This is a genomic window from Bradyrhizobium sp. CCBAU 25360 (genome assembly GCF_028128695.1).
Taxonomy (GTDB): domain Bacteria; phylum Pseudomonadota; class Alphaproteobacteria; order Rhizobiales; family Xanthobacteraceae; genus Bradyrhizobium; species Bradyrhizobium ottawaense.
Genome location: NZ_LBJA01000044.1, coordinates 739254 through 758373 on the forward strand (window position 1 = coordinate 739254; position 19120 = coordinate 758373).

The 19120-nt window shown below is 65.2% G+C and carries 17 protein-coding genes; 6 read left to right on the forward strand and 11 right to left on the reverse strand.

The window, feature by feature from the left end:
- Positions 1-90: 90 nt before the first annotated feature.
- Positions 91-594, forward strand: a complete 504-nt coding sequence (locus XH81_RS33675) for a MaoC family dehydratase (protein WP_333909114.1) — start codon at positions 91-93, stop codon at positions 592-594.
- Positions 594-1445: an HpcH/HpaI aldolase/citrate lyase family protein gene (locus tag XH81_RS33680; protein ID WP_271596767.1), complete on the forward strand. Its 852-nt coding sequence runs from the start codon at positions 594-596 to the stop codon at positions 1443-1445. The genes XH81_RS33675 and XH81_RS33680 overlap by 1 nt, the downstream gene beginning before the upstream one ends.
- Positions 1446-1506: 61 nt before the next feature.
- Here the strand turns inward: XH81_RS33680 and XH81_RS33685 are convergent, their stop codons facing one another.
- The 7 genes from XH81_RS33685 to XH81_RS33715 form a co-directional block, all read right to left on the reverse strand.
- Positions 1507-1890, reverse strand: a complete 384-nt coding sequence (locus XH81_RS33685; RefSeq protein ID WP_049801823.1) for a hypothetical protein — start codon at positions 1888-1890, stop codon at positions 1507-1509.
- Between the two features lie 361 nt (positions 1891-2251).
- Complete coding sequence (locus tag XH81_RS33690; RefSeq protein ID WP_028145694.1) at positions 2252-3037, reverse strand: fumarylacetoacetate hydrolase family protein; 786 nt, start codon at positions 3035-3037, stop codon at positions 2252-2254.
- A gap of 126 nt (positions 3038-3163) precedes the next feature.
- Positions 3164-4270: a trypsin-like peptidase domain-containing protein gene (locus XH81_RS33695; protein WP_095426126.1), complete on the reverse strand. Its 1107-nt coding sequence runs from the start codon at positions 4268-4270 to the stop codon at positions 3164-3166.
- Positions 4271-4425: 155 nt separating this feature from the next.
- Positions 4426-4761 (reverse strand): hypothetical protein, encoded by a 336-nt coding sequence (locus tag XH81_RS33700; RefSeq protein WP_028145696.1) that lies wholly within the window; start codon positions 4759-4761, stop codon positions 4426-4428.
- An 86-nt stretch (positions 4762-4847) separates the two neighbouring features.
- Positions 4848-5339, reverse strand: a complete 492-nt coding sequence (locus tag XH81_RS33705; protein ID WP_028145697.1) for an Hsp20/alpha crystallin family protein — start codon at positions 5337-5339, stop codon at positions 4848-4850.
- An 85-nt stretch (positions 5340-5424) separates the two neighbouring features.
- Positions 5425-5883 (reverse strand): Hsp20 family protein, encoded by a 459-nt coding sequence (locus XH81_RS33710; protein ID WP_028145698.1) that lies wholly within the window; start codon positions 5881-5883, stop codon positions 5425-5427.
- 209 nt (positions 5884-6092) lie between these two features.
- On the reverse strand, positions 6093-7394 hold the full coding sequence (locus XH81_RS33715; RefSeq protein ID WP_028145699.1) for an MFS transporter: 1302 nt from the start codon (positions 7392-7394) through the stop codon (positions 6093-6095).
- 390 nt (positions 7395-7784) lie between these two features.
- Between XH81_RS33715 and XH81_RS33720 the strand changes: the two genes are divergently transcribed.
- The 3 genes from XH81_RS33720 to XH81_RS33730 are packed head-to-tail and all read left to right on the forward strand — an operon-like array spanning position 7785 to position 11553.
- On the forward strand, positions 7785-8999 hold the full coding sequence (locus XH81_RS33720) for an ABC transporter substrate-binding protein (protein ID WP_028145700.1): 1215 nt from the start codon (positions 7785-7787) through the stop codon (positions 8997-8999).
- An 8-nt stretch (positions 9000-9007) separates the two neighbouring features.
- Positions 9008-10741 carry an FAD-dependent oxidoreductase gene (locus XH81_RS33725; RefSeq protein WP_028145701.1) on the forward strand — a complete coding sequence of 578 codons (1734 nt, stop codon included), beginning with the start codon at positions 9008-9010 and terminating at the stop codon, positions 10739-10741.
- Between the two features lie 17 nt (positions 10742-10758).
- Entirely contained in the window at positions 10759-11553 is a 795-nt protein-coding gene (locus XH81_RS33730; protein WP_028145702.1) for an IclR family transcriptional regulator, read from the forward strand.
- A gap of 120 nt (positions 11554-11673) precedes the next feature.
- Here XH81_RS33730 and XH81_RS33735 read toward each other — a convergent pair whose 3' ends face one another.
- The 3 genes from XH81_RS33735 to XH81_RS33745 all read right to left on the reverse strand — a co-directional run bounded on the left by XH81_RS33735 (position 11674) and on the right by XH81_RS33745 (position 15761).
- Positions 11674-12453, reverse strand: coding sequence for an SDR family NAD(P)-dependent oxidoreductase (locus XH81_RS33735; protein ID WP_028145703.1), 780 nt, complete (start codon positions 12451-12453; stop codon positions 11674-11676).
- A gap of 377 nt (positions 12454-12830) precedes the next feature.
- Entirely contained in the window at positions 12831-14096 is a 1266-nt protein-coding gene (locus XH81_RS33740) for an NAD(P)/FAD-dependent oxidoreductase (protein WP_028145704.1), read from the reverse strand.
- 3 nt (positions 14097-14099) lie between these two features.
- Positions 14100-15761 carry a thiamine pyrophosphate-binding protein gene (locus tag XH81_RS33745; RefSeq protein WP_028145705.1) on the reverse strand — a complete coding sequence of 554 codons (1662 nt, stop codon included), beginning with the start codon at positions 15759-15761 and terminating at the stop codon, positions 14100-14102.
- Between the two features lie 1414 nt (positions 15762-17175).
- On the opposite strand from XH81_RS33745, the gene XH81_RS33750 reads away from it, so the two are divergent.
- Complete coding sequence (locus tag XH81_RS33750) at positions 17176-17865, forward strand: aspartate/glutamate racemase family protein (protein ID WP_028145706.1); 690 nt, start codon at positions 17176-17178, stop codon at positions 17863-17865.
- 33 nt (positions 17866-17898) lie between these two features.
- Here the strand turns inward: XH81_RS33750 and uxuA are convergent, their stop codons facing one another.
- Positions 17899-19086 carry a mannonate dehydratase gene (uxuA, locus tag XH81_RS33755; RefSeq protein WP_028145707.1) on the reverse strand — a complete coding sequence of 396 codons (1188 nt, stop codon included), beginning with the start codon at positions 19084-19086 and terminating at the stop codon, positions 17899-17901.
- Positions 19087-19120: the final 34 nt, after the last annotated feature.

Below are 19120 nucleotides of genomic sequence, written 5' to 3' on the forward strand. Positions count from 1 at the left end.
CTGACGTGCCCTTGGCTGGGTTCTTAGCTCGAAAAACCGCGTACAGATACGTGAATTTGTCTATCAACTGTGTCTACCATGCATAGGGTCATGCGACGCAAAGCTATGAGCGCGCCGTTATTTCGCAGGGAGGAAACCGCGATGGCCGGACTGTATTTCGAAGACTTTTCCGTAGGCCAGGAGTTCAGGCATCCGCTGACCCGCACCGTCACGGAGATGGACAACACCATGTTCAGCCTGCTGACGCTCAATCCGCAGCCGCTGCACATCGATGCGCATTTCGCCGAAAAGACCGAGTTCGGCCAGCGCATTTTCAACAGCCTTTACACCCTCGGCATCATGATCGGCATGACGGTCTATGATACGACCATGGGGACCACCGTTGCCAATCTCGGCATGACCGACGTCACGTTTCCAAAGCCGGTCTTCCATGGCGACACCTTGCGGGCGACGACGAAGGTGCTTTCGTTGAGGGAATCCAAATCGCGGCCCAAGGCCGGCATCGTCGAGTTCGAGCACCATGCCCTGAACCAGAACGACGAGATCGTCGGCAAATGCCGCCGCATGGCGATGATGCACAAGAGGCCGGTTTGATGCGTTCGATGCTGTTCGTGCCGGGCGATTCCCCGCGCAAATTCGAGAAGGCGAGCGAAGGCAAGGCCGACGCGCTGATCATCGATCTCGAGGATTCCGTCGTCACCGAGAAGAAGGCGGAGGCGCGCGGGTTAACGCTGACGATGCTCAAGGGCCGACGCGGCCCGCACCAGCTCTATGTCCGCCTCAACGCGCTCGACACCGGCATGACGCTGGCCGATCTCGCCGCGGTATTGCCCGGCAGACCCGACGGCATCGTGCTGCCGAAATCGCAAGGCGGCGACGACGTAAGGCAGGTCGCAACCTGGCTCGAAGCCTTGGAAGCAGCGGCCGGCATCGCGATCGGCACCACCCGCATCGTCTGCGTGGCGACGGAAACCGCGGCTTCGATCTTCGGGCTCGGCAGTTACAAGGGCTGCTCCCCTCGCCTCGCCGGCCTGATGTGGGGCGCCGAGGATCTCTCGGCCTCGCTCGGCGCCACCGAAAAGGCGTCCGGCGGCGTGTTCCACAGCCCCTATCGCCTCGCGCGCGATCTCTGCCTGATGGCAGCGGCCGCGGCCGAGGTCGCGCCGATCGACACCGTCTATACCGACATCGACAATCTCGCCGGCCTCGAGCAGGAGACCCGCGCCGCGCGGCGCGACGGGTTTTCCGCCAAGGCGCTGATCCATCCCAAGCATGTCGATGTCGTCAACGCGGCGTTCGAGCCGACCGAGGCCGAACGCACCTGGGCGGAAAAAGTGATCGCCGCGTTCGCCAGCAATCCCAATTCAGGCACGCTGCGGCTCGACGGCCAGATGATCGACAAGCCGCATCTTCGCGCCGCGAAGAAGATTCTCGGCCAGCCCTAGCGTGGAATGTCTTTAGGTTCGTCGTAGCATCGATCGACCCTCATCCCGTCATGCGACGGCCTCAGTCGAACCCCTGAACCGGCGGCGCCGAGGCTTGCGCCGGAGCGGCGGGAGCGGCCTGAACCGGCGGAGCCGGATTGCCGGCAGCTCGCATCTGACCGTTGGCTGCCATCGCCTCGCGGGTGCGCGTCGGGCTCCTGGTCGCGGCCGCGCGGCGCGGCGGCGGCCGATGTCCTGCCGAGTGCGAACCTCTCATACCCCAGGAACGGGCGATCGAAGGTCCGGCAGTGTAGCCGATCAAGGCTCCGGCAACCGCACCGACTGGCCCCAACACGACCGCGCCGGAGACGGCACCGAGTGCTGCATCGCCGGCGCGCTCCTGCGCAACCGCACTCACCGGCACACAAGCCAACATTGCAACAGCAATAATCAAAGCCTTGGTCATCGGAGCGCCTCCCTCACGGGAAATCACTCCTGCTCAAATATGGCCGCACGAGGTTCGCTTGCCGGCCAACAAAAGGCAATCGGCGGGGAACCCGGCTGTGGGGCGACAATGGCCTCTGTTCCTGGAGAGCGCGGTCGTCGTATTTGACTTTGGCAACACCTCACGGCGCGCCTCGTCCTTCGAGACGACCGCTTCGCGGTCTCCTCACGATGAGGCTAAGCAGCATCGTACCCGTTGAACTGCCGCTACGCATTCCGTCCTCATCCTGAGGAGCCCGCCTAGAGCGGGCGTCTCGAAGGATGGCGCAGGACAGCTCTCAAACGCGATCGCCCCCGCCGCAAGCGGGGAGAGGCGGCAGCAACTACACGATCCTGATCGACATATCCGGCAAGCCCTCGAGCTTGCACAGCAGCACGTCGCCCTTCACGACGGGACCGACATTCTCCGGCGTGCCGGAATAGATGATATCGCCGGCTTTCAATTCGAACGCTTCCGACAGCTTTGCGATCTGCTCGGCCACGTTCCAGATCATCTTGCTGAGATCCGAGTTCTGCTTCACCGTGCCGTTGATCGCCAGCGAGATGGCGCCCTTGTCGAAATGCCCGGTCTTGCTGGCCGGATGAATCGGGCCGATCACCGCGGCGTGGTCAAAACTCTTGCCGATCTCCCAGGGCTTCTTCTCCGCGGCCATGCCGTTCTGGAGGTCGCGCCGGGTCATGTCGAGGCCGAGCGCGTAGCCATAGACGTGGTCGAGCGCCTTATCGACCGGGATATTGGTGCCGCCTGATTTCAGCGCGGCGACCAGCTCGACCTCGTGATGATAGTTCTTGGTCAGTGACGGATAGGGATGATCGGCGACCTCGCCGACCGCGACGTTCTGGATCGCGTCGGTCGGCTTCTGGAAGAAGAACGGCGGCTCGCGGTTCGGGTCCGAGCCGCGCTCGATCGCGTGCGCGGCGTAGTTGCGCCCGATGCAGTAGATGCGGCGGACCTGAAACACCTGGCTCTCGCCGACGATCGGGATCGTCACCATCGGCACCGGGAACTTGGGTCCGGCCTGCGCGGCGGCGGGTGCGACCTCGGCCATCGAAACGGCGGCGGCCGCCGCAGCGGTTGCGAGCAGATCACGTCGCGTGGGTGAGGTCATCTCGGGTGCTCCCTTTGCCTTTGCTTGGGCAGCGTCATGCGCGCCGATCCGGCTGATAGTCGATATTTGGCATGCCAGCAACATGGATCGGCGCCGGCAGCTTGATCGCCGCGCGGCACAAATCCACTAGCGGACGAAACGATCGCCGCCTGCGACAGCACTACTCGTATCGGACGCGGGCGCCACTCTCACGACGATCGCAACCGGTGCGCCATTTCGCGACACCGTGAGCTTCACCTCCTCGCCGACGCGCGCGAGGCCGATCGTGTTGCGGAGTTGGGCTGCGGTGCGAATCGGACGGTCGTCGGCTTTCGTGATGATATCGCCCTTGCGCAGGCCCGCCTGTTGCGCCGGCGAATCCGCCGCAATCTCCGCGACGACGGCTCCCTGGTTCAATCCCTTGTTGACCGAGGGATGCAGGTCCTTCAGAGAAACGCCGATCCGGCCGCGCTCGACGCGGCCCTTGGCGACGATCTGCTCCATCACCTTCCGCGCCATGTTGACGGGAATTGCAAAGCCGATGCCGACATTGCCGCCGGCAGGCGAAATGATGGCCGAGTTGATGCCGACCAGTTCACCGCGCAGGCTGACCAGCGCTCCGCCGGAATTGCCGGGATTGATCGCTGCATCGGTCTGGATGAAGTCCTCATAGCCCTGCTTGCCGAGTCCGGTCCGGCCGAGCGCGCTGACGAGGCCGGACGTCACGGTCTGGCCGAGGCCGAAAGGGTTGCCGATCGCAAGCACGAAGTCGCCGACGTCAAGCGCATCGCTGTCGCCGAAGGACAGCGCCTGGAGCCCGGATGGGTTCTGGATCTGGAGCACGGCAATGTCCGTCGGCGGATCCCGGCCGATGACCTTGGCGGAGAATTGCCGGCCGTCCTTGGTTGTGACCTGAACGGCGGAAGTGCCTTCGACCACGTGATTGTTGGTCAGGACATGGCCACGCTGGGCATCGACGATGACCCCTGAGCCGGTCGCGTTGACCTCCTTCTCGATCTGCCTGGGGACGTCGAAGAACTCGCGGAAGAGCGGGTCGCGATAGAGCGGATTGTCCTCGCGAACGCGGCCATGCACGGAGATGTTGACGACGGCCGGCGTCACCTGACGCACGAGCGGCGCCAGCGTGGGCACCGAGCCGCCCGTCTTCAGGTCTGGAATTTGGCCAGCGGCCGGCTGCGATGCCGTGAGCGCGAGCACCAGCAATGCAAGCCAAAGCAAACGCATGACATTCATCTTGGTCACCTGCCGCATGGTCCAATGTGGATGGAAGAACTGGTGGCCTCAGTCACGCGGTGCGGCGACCAAACCGTGTACCGCGAGAAATGGCACGGCGAAGGCCGCCGAGGCTTGGCCGAGCAGCACGAGCGTCAAAACGGTGTGCGTGACGATCATGCGGCGCGCCTCTCTGCGGCGGCCCAGGGCCGTCGCAGCCGCATCGGGACGCCGCCCCCGCGTGGCGGATCATCATTGTCATTGTCGCCGTCGAGCTTACGCAACGCCGCCAGAACATCGGCAAGCCGGATGGTGTGGCTCATGCCCGGTATCTCGCGCAGCGCGGGACATGATTCGACCGCGTACATGTCGGACGCCCAGGACGACAGGATGATCCGCTTCTCCGGCGCGGAGAGTTCCTCGGCCTTCAGGACGTCAGCGGGCGAACCGTAATGGGCAGCTGGGTGAAACAGCGGATTGAGAGTGCCGGCATTGGTGTTCACGTTGGTCATCGGTCGTGCCTCCCTCATGCTCCTTTCCAAGGGACCGGTTTGTGGACGTTGGACGGCGGCGCCGACCGCCGCCGTCCCGCTTGATGTCAGTGCGTGTTGATCGCGATGCGCTTGACGCCTTCGCGTGCCTTCTCCGACTTCGGCAGCGACACGGTCAGCACGCCATTACTGAACGACGCCTCGGCCTTGTCCTCCTCGACACCCTCCAGCGGAATCTGCCGCTCGAACGCACCGTAGTAGCGCTCGGTGAAGTACCTGCCTTCGCCGTTGCGCTCGGCTTTTTTCTCGCCGCGGAGGGTCAGGACGCCGCCCGCAATCTCGACCTGAACGTCCTTCTCGGTCAGGCCGGGAAGTTCGGCCGAGACGGTCAGCGTCTTATCGGTCTCGCTGAGCTCGACCTTCGGCCAGTCGAAACGGCCCTCAATCAGCCGCGACAGGCTCGTCCCGCCGAAGCCGCGGAAAACGTCGTCGAACAGACGGTTCATCTCGCGATGAAGTGTCAGGAAGGGATCGAAATTGTCGCGCGCAGGCGCGAGGTCCTGTTTCCCTGACCAGGGAATGAGATTACGAAAACCCATTATTCTCTCCTCCATGCATCGGGAGCGCGGACGCGCATCGGCGCGCCGCGTTCCGTCACTGTCTTGATCGAGCGTTGATCGAGCGTCAGGCTGCCTTCTTCTCGATCTGCGATGCCGCAGGAGGGGCGCCCGCGATCGGAATCCGGCGCGGCTTCATCGCTTCCGGAATCTCACGGACGAGGTCGATGATCAGAAGCCCGTCCTGGAACGAGGCCTGCTTCACCTGGACATAGTCGGCCAGGTTGAACACGCGCCGGAACGGACGCGCGGCGATGCCCTGGTACAGGTATTCGCGCGCAGCCGTCTCGGGCTTCTTGCCCTCGATGGTGAGCGCGTTCTGTTCGGCGGTCACGGTGATGTCGTTGGCACCAAACCCCGCCACCGCAAGGCTGATCCGATAATGGTCTTCACCGGAACGCTCGATGTTGTAGGGGGGATAGTTGTCCTCAGTCGTCTGGCGCAGCGTGCTGTCGACGAGGTCGGCCAGGTGGTCGAAGCCGATGGTGGAACGCCATAGGGGCGCGAAGTCAAAACTGGTCCTCATAACCAAGTCCTCCAAAGAGCAAGATGGATACGAAGGAGCGCAAGGCGGGATTTCAGACGGGTCCGAAAGACCAGCCAAGCGCCCGTGCCGGACCCTGTTTTTGGCATCCGGCACACCGCTCTCGCGGCGAGACACGACTTAGAAAATCGCAAGTCGGTTTCAAGGGGCCAGCCCGAAAAATTTTTGGGCCGCCGGGCAGGCGCTGCCCCTCAGGATCTCAGCGCCTCCCGCGCCGTCTCGGGCGCCATCAGCGTCGCGACGATCGTGATGATCGAGAGGGCGATGATGTAGACGGACACGGCCCAGTACGAGCCGGCCCACGCCAGCAGCGCAGTCGCAATCAGCGGCGAGAAGCCGCCGCTCAGCGCCGCCGCGACATTGGCGCCGAGCGAGGCTCCGCTGTAGCGCACCTGGGTGCGGAACAACTCCGGCATGAACGCGGCCTTCGGCCCGAACAGCAGCGCATGGGTCAGCGTCATCGTGACGACGAGTGCCAGCGTGATCAGTGCCGGCTCCTTGGTATCGAGGAACCAGAACAACGGAAACGCCAACGCCACCGAGAACACGCCGCCGGCGAGATACAGCGCTTTGCGGCCGAAGATGTCGGACAGCCAGCCGGCGAGCGGCAGCGTCGCGAATTCGACGAGGGCAGCATAGACCACGGCATCCAGGATCACCTGGCGCGACAGCCCGAGCTTCGTCGTGGCATAGACCACGGTGAAGACGGTGAGGAGATAAGCAAGTCCGACCTCCGACACCGTGATGCCGATCGCCAGCAGAAAGCTACGCCAGTCGCGGCGGAGCACTTCCAGCACCGGCTGCGCCAGCACCTCCTTGCGCTCGACCACCTCCTTGAAGTGCGGCGTCTCCGCGAGCTTGAGCCGCACGATGAAGCCGACACCGACGAGCAGGATGCTGATCAGGAAGGGCACGCGCCAGCCCCAGCTCAGGAAATCGGCTTCGGGCAGCTTGGTCATCAAGCCGAAAATGCCGGTCGATGCGGCAACGCCGACGGGAAAGCCGATCTGCACCAGGCTGCCATAGAAGCCGCGGCGATTGCCGGCATGCTCGATCACCATGACGACTGCGCCGCTCCATTCGCCGCCCAGGCCGATGCCCTGGACGAAGCGCAGCACGATGAGTAGGATCGGCGCCCACACGCCGATCTGGCTGTAGGTCGGCAGGCAGCCGATCAGGAAGGTGCCGAGCCCCATCGCGATCATGGTCGCGACCAGCATGGTCTTGCGGCCGAGCCGGTCGCCGTAATGCCCGATGATGGCGCCGCCGATCGGCCGCGCCACGAAACCGACCGCATAGGTCGAGAACGCCGCCAGCGTTCCGACGAAGGGATCGAAGCTCGGGAAGAACAGCTTGTTGAAGACCAGCGCCGCCGCCGTGCCGTAGATCAGGAAGTCGTACCATTCGATCGCGGTGCCGAGCGCGCTCGCCCACACCACATGCGCCGTCGTCGATTTCTCCGCCGCCGCGGAGACTCCCGTTGCTGCCGTCATGCCCCGCCCCAGAGATTCCGGAGAGCATCATGGCCAATCGTGCCGAGGGTTGCAACCTGCAGGGGTGATGGCTCTCACAGGATAACAACGCGGGATTTTGTGCGCAGGTGTCGCAACATCCTTCATTGCAAGGAGCTCTTGCGACGAAGCAATCCAGGCTGCCTCCGTGGAGAAAGTCTGGATTGCTTCCGCCTTCGCCAAGGCTTCGGCGGACAAGTCGCTGCCCTCGCAATCGCGGGTGCTGAAGCAGCGGTGCCTCCTGTCGTCTCACCCGCCGAGAGGAACCCATCCAGACCCGAATTCACCATTGACAAACTTATTTGCTTATATCTAATTTGTCTCGAGAACAGCCTGCCGCGCCATGCGGCCAATAAAAGAGAGGAAACGACGATGAGAGGGCTTCTGGCCTGCGCCATGCTCGCGGCCATGACTTCGGCAGCCATGACCACAGTCGCCACCGCGCAAGTCTCCGACGACGCGGTGCGGATCGGCGTGCTGACGGATCTGTCGAGCTGGGGCCGCGACAACTCGGGGCCGGGCTCGGTCGAGGCCGCGAAAATGGCGGTGGAAGAATTCGGGCCGACCGTGCTCGGCAAGCCCATCGAGATCATCAGCGCCGATCACCAGATGAAGACCGACGTCGGCGTGCAGATCGTGCGCGGCTGGTTCGACAACGGCAAGGTCGACGCGGTCGTCGACATCCCCAATTCCGGCATCGCGATCGCCGTCCACAACATGGTGCGCGAGCGGGGCAAGGTCGCGCTGCTCTCCGGTCCCGGCGCAAGCTCGCTGACCGACGAGCTGTGCAGCCCGAACACCGTGCACTTCACCTACGATACCTATGCGCTGTCGAAGGTGACGGCCTCCGCCGTGATCAAGGAGGGTGGTAAGTCCTGGTACTTCATCACCGCGGACTACGCCTTCGGCCAGCAGCTCGAAAAGGACGCCACGCGTTTCGTCAATGAGATGGGCGGAAAGGTCCTGGGCGGCGTGAAGCATCCGACCAACACCGCGGACTTCTCCTCCTTCGCGCTCCAGGCGCAAAGCTCGAAATCCGACGTCGTCGCCTTCGCCAATGCCGGCCAGGACACCGACAACGCGATCAAGCAGTCCGGCGAGTTCGGCCTCGTCCAGGGCGGCCAGAAGCTCGTCGGCCTCCTGATGTTCGACACCGACGTGCACGCGATCGGCCTCAAGGCCGCGCAGGGCACCTACATGACCACGGCCTCGTACTGGGCCATGGACGAGGCAACCCGCGCCTGGTCGAAGAAGTTCTACGAGCGCACCAAGGTGATGCCGACCATGATCCAGACCGGCGTCTACGGCTCGGTGCTGCACTATCTCAAGGCCATCAAGGCGGCCGGCACCGACGATTCCACCAAGGTGATGGCCAAGATGCGCGAGCTGCCGATCGAGGATACATTCGTCCACGGCGGCAAGTTGCGCGAGGACGGCCGCGTCATCCGCGACATGTATCTCGCCAAGGTGAAGAAGCCCGAACAGTCGAAGGAGCCGTGGGACTATCTGGACATCGTCAAGACCGTGAAGGGCGAGGACGCCTTCCGCCCGGTCTCCGAGTCCAAATGTCCGCTCCTGAAGAAGTGAGGCCAAGCATGACCGGCAGCGAGCATAGCGCAATTGAAACTTACGAGTGCGATGTGCTCGTGGCCGGGTCAGGCTGCTCCGGCATGTCGGCCGCGATCACCGCGCGCCATCGCGGCCTCGACGTGCTGATCGTCGAGAAGGAGCCGCGCTTCGGCGGCACCACCGCCCGCTCCGGCGGCTGGCTCTGGATTCCCGGCACCTCGCTGGCAAAGGCCTACGGCATCGCCGAGACGCCGGAACAGGCCCGCACCTACTTGCGGCACGAGGCCGGCAACAATTACGACGCGGCACGGGTCGATGCATTTCTCTCGGCCGGTCCCGAGGCCGTCGATTTCTTCACCACCAAGACCGCGCTCCGCTTCGACATGCCGCTGGTGTTTCCCGACTATCACGCCGAAGCACCCGGCGGCGCGCAAGGCGGGCGCTCCATGGTGACGCGCCCGTTCGACGGCCGCGAGCTCGGCGACCTCATCAAGACGCTGGGCATGCCGCTGCCGGAGCTGACCGTGTTCGGCATGATGCTGGGAAGCGGCAAGGAGATCATCCACTTCATGCGGGTGACGAAGTCGCTGACTTCCGCGGTCTACGTCGCCAAGCGCCTGTCGCGACATCTAATGGACGTGCTGCGCTACGGCCGCGGCATGACGCTGACCAACGGCAATGCGCTCGCCGGACGGCTGGCGAAATCCGCGCAGGATCTGAAGATTCCGATGTGGCTGTCCGCGCCGGTGCGCGAGCTGACGGTCGAGAACGGCGCGGTCACCGGCGCGATCGTTTCGCGCGAGGGACGCGAGGTGCGCGTCCGCGCACGCCAGGGCGTCGTGCTGGCCTGCGGCGGCTTCCCGCATGATGTGGAGCGGCGCAAGAAGATGTTTCCGCACGCGCCGACCGGCAGCGAGCATTTCTCGCCGGGGCCGACCGGCAACACCGGCGATGGACTGCGTCTTGCGGAGCGCGCCGGCGGACATATCGAGGATCGCCTGCCGAACGCGGCGGCCTGGGTACCGGTGTCGCTGACCACGCGTAAGGATGGCTCGAAAGGCGTGATGCCGCATTTCATCGACCGCGCCAAGCCGGGCGTGATCGCGGTGATGCGCGACGGCCGGCGTTTTGCCAACGAAGGCAATTCCTATCACGACTTCGTCCAGGCCATGGTCAAGGCGGCCAAGCCCGGCGAGGAGATCGCGGCCTATCTCGTCTGCGATCACAAGACGCTGCGCAAATACGGCCTCGGCTGCGTGCCGCCCTTCCCGATGCCGCTGGGTCATCACCTCGATACCGGCTATCTCATGCGCGGCGATACGCTGGAGGCGCTCGCGGCGAAGGCCGGCATCGACGCGGCGGCGTTCATCGACACCGTCAGGCAGTTCAATGCCACCGCGCCGCAAGGCCATGATGCCGCCTTCGGCAAGGGCTCGAAGGCCTATAACCGCTACCAGGGCGACGCGATGCACGGCCCGAACCCCTGCGTCGCGCCGATCGAGAACGGGCCGTTCTATGCCATCAAGATGGTGGTCGGCGATCTCGGCACCTATGCCGGCATCGTCACCGACGAGAGCGCGCGGGCGCTCGATGCCGAGGGCCGCGTCATTCCCGGGCTCTATGCCGCCGGCAACGACATGGCGAGCATCATGGGCGGCAATTACCCGGGGGCCGGCATCACGCTTGGGCCGGCGCTGACCTTCGGCTACATTGCCGGGCGTCATCTCGCCGACAGCGCCGCCAAGCGCGACGCGGCCTAAGCCACGCCAGGAGGCGCATGAAGAGGGAAAGCCGCGGCATCCAGTCCATCGAGGTCGGCGGGGAGCTGCTCCGCGCGCTCGCAAGGTGCGGCGAGCCGATGATGCTGCGCGATCTCGCGCGCGAGGCCGGCATGTCGCCGGCCAAGGCGCATCCTTATCTCGCCAGCTTCTCCCGCATCGGGCTGATCGAGCAGGACGAGACCACCGGCCGCTACGAGATCGGCGCGCTGGCGCTGGAGCTCGGCCTGATCAGCCTGCGCCGCCTCTCCGGCGTGCGCATCGCAAGGCCGAAGATCGCCGCGCTCGCGAGCCAGATCGGACATGCGGTCTCACTGGCAGTCTGGGGCACGTACGGCCCGACCGTCGTCCAGCTCGAAGAGCCGGCCCAGCCGGTCCACATCGTGATGCGCGCGGGGTCGGTGATGGCGCTGCTGGAGACGGCCACCGGCCGCGCCTTTGCGGCGTTCCTGCCGGAGAAGACCATCAACGCCGCGCTGGAGAGCGGGCTCGATCGTCACGGCGTCGGCTACAATCCGAAGCGCACCGTGAAGGGCCCGAAGGTCGCCGAGATGCTGACCGAGGTCCGCAAGCACGGCCTCGCCCGCGCGCTCGGCGATCCCCTGCCCGGCGTCAATGCGTTCTCGGCCCCCGTGTTCGATCATTCCGGCCATGTCGCGCTGGTCATCACGGCGATGGGGCCGGAAGGCACGTTCGATGCGCGCTGGGACAGCCCGATCGCGCATGCCTTGCGCGACTGCGCCGGCGCTATCTCGAAGCGGCTGGGCTACGGGATGACGGTTGCGGCGGAGTGAGGCTGTCAGATGCGCCGTCATGGCCGGGCTTGTCCCGGCCATCCACGTAGCGCGACGACTGCCGAGAGACGTGGATGCCCGGGACAAGCCCGGGCATGACGACCGAGAGAACTCGCGCTCCTACTTCTCCTTCACCGGCACCGTATAGTTCAGGATCAGCCTTCCGCCATCAGGATAGATCGTCTGCCCGGTGATGTAGGACGCATCGTCGCTCGCCAGGAACGCGACGACAGAGGCCACCTCGCTCGGCTCACCGCCGCGGCCAGCCGGGGTGCGCGACATCACGGTCTTGCGGGCGTCCTCGGAGGTGTAGATGGACGATGCCACCATGTCGGTCAAAATCGTGCCCGGCCCGACCGCGACGACGCGGATGTTGTGCGGGGCGAGCGCGACGGCGGCGACCGAGGTGAGCTGCTTCATGCCACCCTTGGACATCGCGTAGGTTGCCAGCGCCGGAATCGCCAGCAGCGCGTTCACCGAGGACATGTTGATGATGACCCCGCCGCCGCCTTGCGCGATCATCTGCTTCGCCGCCGCCTGGACGCCGAAGAACGCGCCCTTCAAATTGATGCCGATGATCTCGTCGAATTCCTCTTCGGATATCTCCAGGATGTCCCGGTTGCGGGCGACGCCGGCATTGTTGACCATGATGTCGAGCCGGCCGAACTCCTTCACGGCGGTGGCGACGAGCTGGTCGACATCGGCGCGCCTGGCGACGTTGCCGACGACGGTACGCAAGGCCTCCGGATGTCCGAGCTCGGCCGCCGTCTTGGCGAGGCCCTCGGCATCGACATCCGAAATCACGACCTTGACGCCGTCATCCAAAAATCTCTTCGCGCAGGCCTTGCCGATGCCGCGCGCTGCGCCAGTGATGGCGGCGACCTTACCGGATAGCTTCATGGTCTCACTCCAGACAAGAGAACCTCAATTCGCCGCCGACCTTGCCGTCGCCGGCATGTAAATCTGCGCGTAGCCTTCCTTGATCGCGGCGGTGATGCGGTCGAGGCGGCGGTCGATGTGCTTTTCCAGCACGGAGACGCAAGTAACGCGTAGCTCACGGCCATCGCCTTGAGCTGTTCATAGACGCGATCGACGATGCTGTCGGAAGCGAGTTCCACGTTGCTCTTCATCAGCTGCATTGATGCCCGGACACAGCTCTATATACCGGGGCCGCGTGGACGAAGGCAATGCACACGGCAGCGCTACCAGAGATTGTTCAGGCCCTTGCGACGATCGGAATCCGGCAAGACGCGCGAGCGCAGTCCGGATGCACGACCTCAGAGGAAGCGTTCAGGCGCAAACGGCGCCAGCGGAATCTCTGGCGCCTTGCCGCTGAGCAGCTGCGCGATGAGCCGCCCGGTGCGGGCCGAACCAACCAGGCCAACATGGCCGTGGCCGAAGGCATAGACGATGTCGCGCGAGGCGCGCGCATAGCCGATGCAGGGACGTCCATCCGGCATGCTCGGCCGATGCCCGAACCAGGTTTTTATGCGCGAAGGCGGAATATCCTTCGGAAGTTTTGGAAACATACTGATGAGGTGGTTGCGCAGGATCTCGGCGCGCTTCCAGTTCGGCGCGGCCTCGAGGCCGGCGATCTCGACGGTGCCGGCGGCGCGCAGGCCCTTGTTGGTCCAGTTCACCACCATCTTGGCGTCGGATGCCATCATCGAGCTGCGCGGACCTGACTCCGGGTTCTCTATCATGACGTGGTAGCCGCGCTCGGTCTCGAGCGGCAAGGGATCGCCGACCGATGCGGTGAGCTGCTTCGAGCGGGCGCCGGCCGCGACGACGGCAGCATCACAGGCGATCTCGCCGGTCTCGGTAAGGACGGCCACGAGCTTGTCGCCATTCAACCTCAAGCCGGTCGCCTTGGCCCGCACATGCGTGACGCCGCTGGCGATCGCATGATTGGCAAGCGCCGCGACATAAGCACCGGGATCGCGGCAGCGCCCGGCCTCCTCCACCACCACGCCAAAGGTGTAGCGCGGATGCAGATCGGGCTCGCGCTGGCGCATCTCGTCGGCGTTGAGCTCCATCCACTCGACGCCGACCTTCTTGCGCAGGCGCCAGCCGAGATCGTTGTCGAAATTGACGCGCGACGGAAACACATGCATCACGCCATTGCGCTCGATCAATTCAGAAACGCCCGCTTCTTCCGCCAGCTTCCGGTGCAGCAGCGGCGCGTCCCTCAACAGGTCGCGCAGGGCAAACGCCGTCTTCTCGACCCGCGCCTCGGTCCAGCCCGAGAGCAGATATTTGACCAGCCAGGGCAGCGCTTTCGGCAAATACGACCAGCGGATCGCGAGCGGCCCGAGCGGGTCCATGAGATAGCCCGGCACCTTCTTCCAGATGCCCGGCTCCGCCGGCGGGATCACCGAATGTGACGACAGCCAGCCGGCATTGCCATAGCTCGCCGCCTGTTCGCCGCCAGGCTCGCCCGGATCGATCAGCGTGACGCGATGGCCCTCGCGCAGCGCCTCGATCGCGCTGATGACACCGACAGCGCCGGCGCCGATGATGGCGACGTGGCGGCCGGCCGCCATCGCCTAAGCCTTCACCGCGGGCGCGAAGTCCTTGCCGACCGAAATCGCGCGCGGATCGATGATGCAGTGGAGGATCGACGGCTTGCCGGAGGCGAGCGCGCGCTCGAACGCCGGCGCGAATTCCTCGGTGCGTTCGACCCGCTCGCCATGGCCGCCGAACGCCTTCGCGTACATCGCAAAATCGGGGTTCTTGAGCTGGGTGCCGACGACGCGGCCGGGATAGTCGCGCTCCTGGTGCATGCGGATGGTGCCGTATTGCGAATTGTCGACCACGATCACGACCAGCGGCGCGTCATACTGCACGGCGGTTGCGAACTCCTGACCGTTCATCAGGAAGCAGCCGTCACCGGCAAAGGCGACGACGGTGCGATCCGGATATTGCCGCTTGGCCAGCACCGCCGCCGGCACGCCGTAGCCCATCGAGCCCGAGGTCGGCGCCAGCTGCGAGGCAAAGCTGTGGAAGCGGTGATGACGATGGATCCAGCCGGCATAATTGCCGGCGCCGTTGCAGACGATGGCGTCGTTCGGCAGGCGGTCGCGCAGCCAGGTCATGACCTGCCCGTACTGGAACGTGCCCGGCAGCTCGCGCGCCTTCTCGGTCCAGGCGAGATAATCGGCGTGCGCCTTGGCGGCCTCGCCCTTCCAGGCCACCGCGCCTGAAGGCTTCAGCGTCTCGACGGCGGCGGCAAACGCCGCGGGCGTCGCCTGGATCGCCAGCGCCGGCTGATAGACGCGGCCGAGTTCTTCGGAGCCCGGATGCACGTGGATCAGCTTCTGCTGCGGGTTCGGAATGTCGAGCAGCGTGTAGGACGAGGACGGCATCTCCGACATGCGGCCGCCGACGAGGAGAACGACATCGGCGTTGTCGATGCGCGCCTTCAGGCCCGGGCTCGGCCCGATGCCGAGATCGCCGGCATAATGCGAATGGTCGGCATCGATCAGCGAGGCCCGGCGGAACGAGGTTGCGACCGGCAGGTCGAAGCGCTCGGCAAAGCGGGCAATGCTCTTGGTGGCGTCATCGGTCCAGCGCGAGCCGCCGAGGATGACGAGAGGCGCCTTGGCGGTCGCGAGCATGGCGCCGAGCTTTTCGATATCGGCCGGCGCGGGCCAGCTCACGGCAGGCTCGATGCGCATGGCATCGGCTACGGCGGCGGTCTCGGTCAGCATGTTCTCGGGAAGCGAGATCACGACGGGACCGGGACGGCCCTGCATGGCGACGCGGAAGGCGCGCGCCACCAGCTCCGGAATGCGATCGGGACGATCGATCTCGACCGCCCATTTCGCCATGGTGCCGAACACCGCCTTGTAGTCCAGCTCCTGGAACGCCTCGCGCTCGCGCATGCCGGTGTCGACCTGGCCGACGAACAGGATCATCGGCGTCGAATCCTGCATCGCAATGTGGACGCCGTGGCTGGCATTGGTCGCGCCGGGACCGCGGGTGACGAAGCAGATGCCGGGCCGGCCCGTGAGCTTGCCGTAGGCCTCCGCCATCATCGCCGCGCCGCCCTCGGCGCGGCAGATCATGACGTCGATCGGGCTGTCATGCAGCGCATCGAGCGCGGCCAGATAGCTCTCGCCCGGCACGCAGGTGACGCGCTCGACGCCTTGGGCGACGAGCTGATCGATCAGGATCTGGCCCCCGGTGCGGCTGTTGCGGATGGTCATGACGGCTCCTCAAGGCTTTGGCGATGCGTACTTATTCGGAGACTGCGTAGGACAGGCCCGGTGGGCACGCAAGATCGAAAGGCTTCTCCTAGCCTGCGCAGACGTCATGCCCGTCGGTGCCGTTTGCACGACCGCCCATTCGTCGGGCTTGATGGAAGGATGGCGGTCGACATAACGCCGCCAGTGTGTCCCGGACGCGCCGCGACGCGCATAGCGCGTCGAAGACGCGCGTGAACGCGCTTATGGCGTTGCGGCGCAGAGCCGGGACCCAGAAGGCGGCACGGCACGCGGCGACATGGGCCCCGGCTTTGCAGCGCACCACCCCGGACGATGCTCCGCATCGCCGGGCCGCTGCGCTGCGTCCGGGGCACGAGAGCGGAGAGTAGTGCGCGCTCTCTCCACACCGTCATTGCGAGGAGCTCTTGCGACGAAGCAATCCAGAATCCCTCCGCGGAGAGAAGCTGGACTGCTTCGAGCAGCCGGTGGCATTGCAGCTCTCCAACGTGCATTTCAAGTTTCAGGGCCGTAGGTTGGGCAAAGGCGCACCGCGCCGTGCCCACCAGACTCAATCGCGACACGAGATGCGTGGGCACGCTTGCGCTTTGCCCACCCTACGATTCGGAGGTTGTAACCCGCAGACACGCCTTCACGTCCTCGCGGCGCTTCCGCCCGAGTTTTGCGCTTCGCGTCACGCCCTCAATAGAAAGGGCGCAGGGAAGGCCGGGTGCCGGCTGGCACCCGCAAGACCCCCGTGCGAAGACATTGCACACGCAATGCACGAGGGAGACACAGGGCAGCCGATCATCCGGCCTTCCCTGCGCGATGGTCTGACGGCGTATGGCGCGCTCTCCCCGGAGACGAGTTCCTGCTTGCCTCCGTCACCTCGCGGATTGGCGATGCGCTTCGCCCGGTCGGGCTCGGCGCACCTCCGCAAGGCTTGGCTGTAGCAACGACAACCAGGACCACGCGATTTGGCCGTACGCTTCAAGCGCCGTTCGTCCGCACGCCGCCGGGACCTCACGGGGTTCTCCCGCCCTGTTCCCGCCTCTCGTGCACGGCGCTGCCGCGTCCACCGCTCCCCGATCCGCGGCTCGTGACGACGTACGACCGCCCCTTTCGCCGGATCAGGATGGCCGACACATACGCCGAAACCGAATTTCGGTAAAGTGGAATATTTTTGTGCGTGGCAATTGACAGCGGGCGACACAGGCACGATGGCGTAGCCCGGATGGAGCGCCAGCTTAATCCGGGGCGGTGCCAGATGCCGGGCGAGCGGCCCGGATTACGCTAACGCTCCCTGCGGGCTACGAGCGCTGAGATGGTTAGACCGACGGTGCATTAACCCGCAATCAGCTACCGCGCTTCGACGTCTTCGTTTACGATCCGGCCGAACCACATCGTCGAGGATACCGGAATGCAAACCATCGGTCTGATCGGGGGCATGAGCTGGGAGAGCACGGCGCTCTACTACAAGCTCATCAATGAGCGGGTCCGCGACCGCATGGGCAAGCTGCATTCGGCTCCGCTGCTGATCTACTCCTACGATTTCGAGGTGATCAAGCAGATGCAGTATGCGGGCCGCTGGAGCGAGGCGGCGGCCAGCCTGGCGGAGGTCGCGCGGCGTCTCGAAGGCGCTGGCGCGCGGGCGATCGTGCTGTGCACGAACACGATGCACAAGCTGGCGCCCGACATCATCTCCAGCGTGACCGTTCCGTTCATCCACCTTGGCGACGCGACGGCGCAGCGGATCCGGGCGAAAGGTTATCGGCGGGTCGGGCTGCTCGGCACCAAGTTCACAATGGAGGAGGACTTTTATATCGACCGGCTGCGCGCGCATGATCTCGACGTGCTGGTTCCTCCCACTGAGGCGCGCGCCGACGTGAACCGCATCATTTACGAGGAGCTGTGCCTCGGCATCGTCGCCGATCCCTCGCGCCGCCGCTACCAGGACGTGATGGCAGCGCTGGTCGCCGCCGGCGCCGAGTGCATCATCCTCGGCTGCACCGAGATCACGATGATGGTCGGCCCTGATGACACAACGGTGGAGACGTTCGACACCACGGCCATTCACGCCGAGACGGCGGCCGATTTCGCCATGGGTTGATGCGATGTCGGCCGTCGCCGAGCCCCGCCTCTATCACCGATGCTCGATCGCGCGGATCGCGCCGCGGAGCTCGGCGAGGCCGCGCAGGCGGCCGATCGCGGTGTAGCCGGGATTGGTGCGCTTGGTCGCCGCGAGGTCGTCGAGCATGCGGTGGCCGTGATCGGGGCGGAACACGATTCTCTTGTCCGGCGAACGCGTGGCGTTCTCCTTGAGCAGCGCCTTGAGCACCGCGACCATGTCGACGTCGCCGTCGAGATGATCGGATTCGTAGAACGACAGGCCGTCGGCCTCGCGCTTGGTTGCGCGCAGATGGGCAAAGGCGATGCGGGGGCCGAAGCGCTCGGCCATTTCAGGCAGATTGTTTTCCGCGCGCACGCCGAGCGAGCCGGTGCACAGGCAGATGCCGTTGGCCTTGGACGGCACGGCGTCGAACAGCGCCTGATAGTCGTCGGCACTCGACGCAATGCGCGGCAGGCCGAACAACGGGCGCGGCGGATCGTCCGGATGCAGGGTCAAGGACACCCCGAGCTGCTCAGCCACCGGCGTCACGCGCGCGAGGAATTCGGCGAGATGCTGCCGCAGGATATTTGGCGTGATGTCGCGATAGGTCTCGAGCCGGTCGCGGAATTGCGGAATGGTCATCGGCTCGGTGGTCGAGCCGGGCAGCGCGCTGGCGATCACCATGACGAGATAATCGATGTCGGCCTGGCTCATCTGGTCGAACAGCTTTTTCGCGCGCGCCTGCTGCTCGAGCGAATAGTCCTGTGCGGCAGCCGGGCGCTCGAGGATATGCAGCTCGAACGCAGCAAAGCGGTCCTGGTCGAAGCGCATGGCGCGGGCGCCGTTCGGCATCTCCCATTCGAGGTCGGTGCGACACCAATCGACCACGGGCATGAAATTGTAGCAGATGATCTTGATGCCGGAAGCGGCCACCGCCTCGAGGCTTGCGATCCACGCCTCGATCGACTTCGTCGCCTTGCCGCCGAGCCGTTTGACGTCGTCGGGGATCGGAATCGATTCCACCACCGACCAGGTCAGCTGCGAGCGGCCGGGCTGGCCGTTCTCGATGAAGTTCTTGCGCTCCTCGACCGCCTTTCGGGTCCAGGCCTCGCCGATCGGCACCTGATGCAGCGCCGAGACGATATCCGTCGCCCCGGCCTGCCTGACGTCATCCAAGGACACGGGATCATCGGGCCCGTACCAGCGCCAACCCTGCAGCATCATGGATATCTCCTAAAGCGTTTTCGAGCGAAGT

Bases quoted from the DNA above. Each gene is read 5' to 3' on its own strand.
- XH81_RS33675 (WP_333909114.1), top strand. From the start codon at position 91: ATGCGACGCAAAGCTATGAGCGCGCCGTTATTTCGCAGGGAGGAAACC.
- XH81_RS33680 (WP_271596767.1), top strand. From the start codon at position 594: ATGCGTTCGATGCTGTTCGTGCCGGGCGATTCCCCGCGCAAATTCGAG.
- XH81_RS33685 (WP_049801823.1), bottom strand. From the start codon at position 1,890: ATGACCAAGGCTTTGATTATTGCTGTTGCAATGTTGGCTTGTGTGCCG.
- XH81_RS33690 (WP_028145694.1), bottom strand. From the start codon at position 3,037: ATGACCTCACCCACGCGACGTGATCTGCTCGCAACCGCTGCGGCGGCC.
- XH81_RS33695 (WP_095426126.1), bottom strand. From the start codon at position 4,270: ATGAATGTCATGCGTTTGCTTTGGCTTGCATTGCTGGTGCTCGCGCTC.
- XH81_RS33700 (WP_028145696.1), bottom strand. From the start codon at position 4,761: ATGACCAACGTGAACACCAATGCCGGCACTCTCAATCCGCTGTTTCAC.
- XH81_RS33705 (WP_028145697.1), bottom strand. From the start codon at position 5,339: ATGGGTTTTCGTAATCTCATTCCCTGGTCAGGGAAACAGGACCTCGCG.
- XH81_RS33710 (WP_028145698.1), bottom strand. From the start codon at position 5,883: ATGAGGACCAGTTTTGACTTCGCGCCCCTATGGCGTTCCACCATCGGC.
- XH81_RS33715 (WP_028145699.1), bottom strand. From the start codon at position 7,394: ATGACGGCAGCAACGGGAGTCTCCGCGGCGGCGGAGAAATCGACGACG.
- XH81_RS33720 (WP_028145700.1), top strand. From the start codon at position 7,785: ATGAGAGGGCTTCTGGCCTGCGCCATGCTCGCGGCCATGACTTCGGCA.
- XH81_RS33725 (WP_028145701.1), top strand. From the start codon at position 9,008: ATGACCGGCAGCGAGCATAGCGCAATTGAAACTTACGAGTGCGATGTG.
- XH81_RS33730 (WP_028145702.1), top strand. From the start codon at position 10,759: ATGAAGAGGGAAAGCCGCGGCATCCAGTCCATCGAGGTCGGCGGGGAG.
- XH81_RS33735 (WP_028145703.1), bottom strand. From the start codon at position 12,453: ATGAAGCTATCCGGTAAGGTCGCCGCCATCACTGGCGCAGCGCGCGGC.
- XH81_RS33740 (WP_028145704.1), bottom strand. From the start codon at position 14,096: ATGGCGGCCGGCCGCCACGTCGCCATCATCGGCGCCGGCGCTGTCGGT.
- XH81_RS33745 (WP_028145705.1), bottom strand. From the start codon at position 15,761: ATGACCATCCGCAACAGCCGCACCGGGGGCCAGATCCTGATCGATCAG.
- XH81_RS33750 (WP_028145706.1), top strand. From the start codon at position 17,176: ATGCAAACCATCGGTCTGATCGGGGGCATGAGCTGGGAGAGCACGGCG.
- uxuA (WP_028145707.1), bottom strand. From the start codon at position 19,086: ATGCTGCAGGGTTGGCGCTGGTACGGGCCCGATGATCCCGTGTCCTTG.